This window comes from Cupriavidus sp. WGlv3, from assembly GCF_023952475.1.
In the GTDB taxonomy this organism is placed as follows: domain Bacteria; phylum Pseudomonadota; class Gammaproteobacteria; order Burkholderiales; family Burkholderiaceae; genus Cupriavidus; species Cupriavidus phytorum.
The window spans coordinates 1-3,372 of the sequence record NZ_JALHRX010000067.1 but is presented as its reverse complement, the minus strand read 5'-3'; the positions used below and the strand labels follow the sequence as shown (position 1 = coordinate 3,372).

The 3,372-nt window shown below is 63.1% G+C and carries 3 protein-coding genes; 2 read left to right on the top strand and 1 reads right to left on the bottom strand.

Annotation, left to right across the window (positions count from 1 at the left end):
• The coding region (locus MKD38_RS30320; RefSeq protein ID WP_252682416.1) for a Tn3 family transposase at nucleotides 1-449 on the top strand (449 nt) is incomplete at its 5' end.
• Between the two features lie 32 nt (nucleotides 450-481).
• Here MKD38_RS30320 and MKD38_RS30315 read toward each other — a convergent pair.
• Nucleotides 482-1,684 (bottom strand): site-specific integrase, encoded by a 1,203-nt coding sequence (locus tag MKD38_RS30315; protein ID WP_240619770.1) that lies wholly within the window; start codon nucleotides 1,682-1,684, stop codon nucleotides 482-484.
• Nucleotides 1,685-2,256: 572 nt separating this feature from the next.
• On the opposite strand from MKD38_RS30315, the gene MKD38_RS30310 reads away from it, so the two are divergent.
• On the top strand, nucleotides 2,257-3,249 hold the full coding sequence (locus MKD38_RS30310) for a DNA-binding protein (RefSeq protein WP_012354504.1): 993 nt from the start codon (nucleotides 2,257-2,259) through the stop codon (nucleotides 3,247-3,249).
• Nucleotides 3,250-3,372: the final 123 nt, after the last annotated feature.

The following is a 3,372-nucleotide window of genomic DNA, read 5'->3' as shown; positions in this document are numbered from 1 at the left end:
GCGCCGCCCAAGGCGACCCTATTCATCGGGCAGCTGATCATCTGGGCAAGATGCTGCGCACACTCTTCTTGTGCGATTTTTTCAGCAACATCGAGTTTCGTCGGGAGCTGCGCACGCTGCTCAACCGGGGGGAGTCGGTGCACCAGCTCCAGCGTGCCATTTACTCGAGCAAGGTACACCATGATCGCGGGCGCCGTCAGGACGAAATGATCGCGATTTCCGGATCGCTGACGCTGCTGACGAATCTGGTGATTGCCTGGAACACCCAGCGCATGCAAACGACGGCCGATGCTTGGCGCCGCAAGGGGCAACGGATTGAAGATGACTGGCTGCGCCGCATGGGGCCCGCACATTTCGCGCATGTGAATTTCCGGGGCATCATGAGCTTTCCGATCCACCTGTATCAAGACAGCCTGCTTGAGGTGGCACCGCAGCGGCGTGCGGTGTAGCAAGAAGAACGGACCCTCCGGAGCCAGACTGATCAGCTCCAGTGAGTATCGGTCAGCGGATCGTGCAACGTCACCTCAATGAAGCAATTGCAGAGGTCCGCGTTTTCGTGCATGTCCGCGAGCAGCACCTCGATGGCTTTCTCCAGCTCCGGCCCTGCGGTGAACGGCATGACGATTTCATAGCGGGGGCGGCGCTGCTCGAAGACGCGCATCTGGTACTGGGACAGGCAGAACTGCTCGATCCAGCGGCGCGCCTTCGACTTGCCGCGCACGAATTTGCTGTTGCGCTCGATGTATAGGTCAACCGTCAACCGCGTTTCAGGCACGGGCTTGGGCGGAACCGTGGGACGTCGCTCGGGCGGCGGCGCCGACGGTAGGGTGGCTGGTGGCGGTGCCAGCGCTGCTTCGATACGGTGCTGCGCGAATGGGTCTGCCGCGTCGATGTAGCGCATGGCCGAGCGGACATCCTTCCAGCCGACGTATTCCATCAGCATCTTGAGGTCCCACTGGTTCGCGTTTGCCCAGGTGGCAAAGCCGCGCCGCAGCGAGTGGCTGCTGTAGCGGTCCGCCTGCAGCAGCCCCGCATCCTGGAACAGCTTGCGCAGCAAGGGCACGACGCTGCTGGCTTGCAGCCCCGCTTCGGCGATCCGTCCCCAGCGATCGATCCGCCGAAACACAGGGCCCGCTGCCAAGCCTGACGCGGCCAACCAAGCCACATAGGCAGCCACCGGGCAGAGGCGCGACAAGGCAGGCGCCTTGTGCGTCGTGCCGGCGTGGTTGCGGTCCGTCTTGGTGTGCGGCAGGAAGATCGTCATGCCCCGGCCGGGCTCGACGGTGATGTGCTCGATCTGCAGCCGGCTCAATTCGTCCGACCGGAAGCCCCGCCAGAAGCCAATCAGCACCAGGGCCTTGTTGCGCGCCAGGACCTGGAGGTGGTGGTCATTGCCTGTCATCGAGGCCGCAGCAATTTGGGCGTCGAGCCACACCACCAGTTGCTCGAACTGAGCGAGCTGCAGCGGCTTGGCGCGCCGCTCTTGTGCGGGGTGCAATGCCTGGATGCCCTTGAGCACCTTCCGCACGTGTGGCGCCCGGTTCGGATCTGGGAAGCCTTGCGAGACGTGCCATTGTGCGATTGCAGCCAGGCGCTGACGCAGGGTGTTGATAGATAGCGTCTGCGCGTGCTCGGCCAGGTAACGCGCGATGCTGTCGGCGCTAGCCGCAGAAAACCACCCCATTCGACCTCGAAATGACGAATGGCTGCCTGGTAGCTTCGCCGCGTGTTGTCGCGGGTGGCGGCTTCCAGGTATCGGTCGACGTCGTGCATGGCCAAGGGGAGCAAATAGCGATGGTGCGGATGCGTATTGTCGCGCTTGTCTGGCCTCCATGACCATTTCGGAATCCTCTTGTGCGTTTCGCCACCTCGAATCGCTCCACGTCCGGGGCTATTCGTGAGGAGCTGCAGGGCGCTCTGCGCCGCCCAGCTGCCTGAACTTCTCCGTGATCGGGTCCGTATGGCGCCGTAGATCGCGAGCAGGTGTGCGGGCGCACGATCTTGCCGGTAAGGGGCATTCGTCAAGAGTTGCCCAGGTGCAACAACGCCCGGGCCGGTCGAGACCGCGGAAGGTTGCCCAGAGGCTGTGAGCCATTTCGTACTAGCGGGCCGGTTGGAGAGCCTCTCGCCAGGGCCTCACACGTGATAATCTGCCATTATCACCTGTCAAAAATCGACGAGAATCCGCTTGCTTGACGGCTCCATTTGGTATGTATATACATAGTACGTAATACGGTATCAAATTATAGGAGCACCATGGCCCGTGCCGGTCTAAGCCGTCTGGATGTCAAACGCGCCCGCGATTCGTTGATGGCCCAGGGGCAGCATCCGTCGATCGATGCAATACGTATCGCGCTGGGCAATACCGGCTCGAAAACGACGATTCACCGCTATCTCAAGGAACTGGAAGAAGAGGAAGGCGGGGCGCTCCAGCGGGCCGGCTCGACCTCCGATGCCATCCTGGATCTGGTAGGCAGGCTGGCGGCACGGCTGCACGAAGAAGCGCAGGCAGTGGTCGACCAGCAGGTCGCGGCCGCCACCGCACAGCGGCAGCAGGTCCGAGCGGAAGCCGACAAGCTGTCCGCTGATCTCGTCGCACTTCGCGCCGAACTGGCGCAGGCGCATGCCACCGTTGCCGAAGTGCGGGCCGCGCACAGCGACACGCAGACGGCGCTGCAGCAGCGGGCCCTGGAGGCCGAACGGCTGGCGCAGCAGGTCCAGGATCTCACCGAACGGCTGGCCGAACACGAAGGCTTCCGGCGCTCGCTGGAGGAGAAGCTGCAGCACGCACACCAAGCACTGGAACACTTCCGCAACGCCAGCAAAGAGCAGCGCGATCAGGAGGCACGCCGGCACGAGCAGCAGGTCCAACAACTGCAGGCAGAAACCCGGCAAGCCAATCAGGCGCTGATCGTCAAGCAGGGGGAGATCACGCAACTGAACAAGGACGGCGCACGGCTGGTCGCGGAGATTGCCGCCTCGGCCAAACGCAGCCGCGGCCTGGAGACGCAGGCGGAACAGGCACATGCCGGGCTGAACCAAGCTCGCGTCGATCAAGCCCGTGCGGAAGCCGAACGCGATGCCCTGCGCTCCGCGGTCCAGCAGCAAGCGGACGAGCTAACCGCCGAGCGTGCCGCGCGCGAGCGCCTGGCCGGCGAGTTGGCCAAGGTCACCGGACGGCTCGACGCCCAGCAGCAGTTGCTGGCCGACTATCGGACACAGCTCGGCGTGGCTGGTCCGGCAGCTTGAATGCGTAAGGTTTTGCACAAAAAGGATGGCTCTTGCGAAATCGGCGGATTTTCAACCCATTGATTCACAAGGAAAATCTGGAGGAAACCGTAAGATTTTGCACGAAAAGGACGACTACCCCGT